This is a genomic window from Paraburkholderia solitsugae (genome assembly GCF_013177695.1).
Taxonomy (GTDB): Bacteria; Pseudomonadota; Gammaproteobacteria; order Burkholderiales; family Burkholderiaceae; genus Paraburkholderia; species Paraburkholderia solitsugae.
In genome coordinates, this window is sequence record NZ_WOEY01000118.1 from 1 (window position 1) to 1861 (window position 1861).

Genomic DNA, 1861 nt, shown 5'->3' on the forward strand with positions numbered 1-1861 from the left:
GCCATCAACCACCTAGTCAAACCGCTTGACAAGACACTCCTCATAGAAGCCCTTCACCACCATCAGGTTGGGCAGGGGACTTGCACCCCCAAGCTGTTGCGCATGCTCGGCGCACCGAAAAAAAGCCCGGCTCGAGGCCGGGCTAACGGGGGTTCGGCGCATATCGGCAAAGGACCGGTTCACCATGCGCCAGAACCGAATCTAACAACCCGCTTTTGCAAGCGCAATCTATTAATTGCGCGGGCAATGTGACGCGACGCACGGATTCCGCATTACGTGAAGCGAAAATGTCGGAAATAGGCGAGGTAAATACCTGTATCTGTCCCGCACGAAACACCATACAAACGGCGAATCAGAAGCCGTGATCTGTTCGCAATGCCTTATGAATCAATCACCTGCCTGCACGCCGCTGGAAAAGCCTGACGAAAGCCCTTTGGCCGATTTCCGCTAACCGCGCCCAGTATGATCCGGACGCTTTACACAATGCGAAGCTTTAGTGCGCCAACGCACCATACTGATGTATTAGTGGATATTGAACAGCGCGAATAAACAATTGCATTTCTTCACAACAAATTCGCGATTGACGAATACATTAAAAATCTTCAAATCCACCGACAAATTGCGAAGTTGAAAACCGGCACCATCAATTAACCGATAAATACGATGATATGCCCATGCATCCATTCGTTCAAGCTGGCCGAATGGCCAAAAATCGGCCAGCTAAAACCGCGATCACATGACGCGCAAACCCAGCTCGGTCACCAGTACCGCCGCCTGCTGGTGCGAAATCGTCGCGCCTTTGAAAAGCGCCGCATCGACGAGCCGCACGCCGCTCAGATCGGCCTCGCGCAGGTCCGCGCCTTCGAACCGCGCGCCCTTCAGATGTGCATCCTTCAGACTCCCGCCATCGAAGATTGCCTCGCGGAAATCGACCCCGGCCAGATCGGCATCGGAGAAATCGAGTTGCTGCAGAATGGCCTTGCGAAACGACAGGCCGCGCAAATGCGCGCCCACCAGCAACGTCTCGACGAAGCTCAACCCGAGCGTCGTGCAAGCTTCGAAATTGGCGCCAGTCAGCTTGCAGCTGTGAAACGACGCTGAGGCAAGCTTGGCGCGCCGCCAACTCGTATTGTTCAGATCGCTCGACTGGAACGCCGCGTCGACCAGATCAGCCGACGCGAAATCCGCCTCGCGGCCGCGGCAACGGACCCAGCGGGTGTGCGACAGCATCGCGCCGAAAAACGACGTCTCGACGATCGTGCAGCGATGAAACTCCGCGCCGCGCAGATCGAGTCGCGACAGATCGGTGCCTTCGAAATCGCAGTCGGTGAAATGGAGCGGCTCTTTATTTCCCGCCATGCTCGTCGCGATGAGGCGCTCCACGTCGGAGCGCGTGAGCGTGGCGTCGGCCACCACGTGAGCTTGTGCGCCCGAAGCCGGCGCCGTTGAATCCAGTGACATGAAGGTTCAGAATGAATTTCGAAAAACGCTAAGCGTACCGGAACGCGCGCCGCCCTGGCGGTCCGCGCCGATGGTTTATAGTAACGGCCCCGTCAGAACCCGCTCACGATGACTTCCAACGACGCCACTCATAGCCCGCTGTACGCCAAGCTGCTCGCCGAAACCGCCAAAATCGGCTGGACCGAACTCGAACGCTTTTTCGCGCGCGGCATGTTGCTGCGCGTCGCGCGCGACATCGATCTGGTGAGCGTCGCCGAAGCCATCGCCAGCGACGACGCCACCCAGGTCACGCAGTGGCTCTCTTCCGGCCTCGTCGACCGCGTGCAGGCGGAAACCGCCGCCGACTTCGCCGCGCGCGACCCGGATCTGTGGGCGGTGGTCGTCTCACCATGGGTGTGCG

The 1861-nt window shown here is 58.7% G+C and carries 3 protein-coding genes; 2 read left to right on the plus strand and 1 reads right to left on the minus strand.

The window, feature by feature from the left end; all coding sequences use genetic code 11:
* On the plus strand, positions 1–252 hold a 252-nt coding region (locus GNZ12_RS43970), incomplete at its 5' end, for a hypothetical protein (RefSeq protein ID WP_216673420.1).
* Between the two features lie 480 nt (positions 253–732).
* Here GNZ12_RS43970 and GNZ12_RS29910 read toward each other — a convergent pair.
* Positions 733–1461, minus strand: a complete 729-nt coding sequence (locus GNZ12_RS29910) for a pentapeptide repeat-containing protein (protein WP_172315754.1) — start codon at positions 1459–1461, stop codon at positions 733–735.
* Positions 1462–1569: 108 nt separating this feature from the next.
* Here GNZ12_RS29910 and GNZ12_RS29915 point away from each other — a divergent pair.
* On the plus strand, positions 1570–1861 hold a 292-nt coding region (locus GNZ12_RS29915; RefSeq protein ID WP_172315755.1), incomplete at its 3' end, for a DUF2288 domain-containing protein.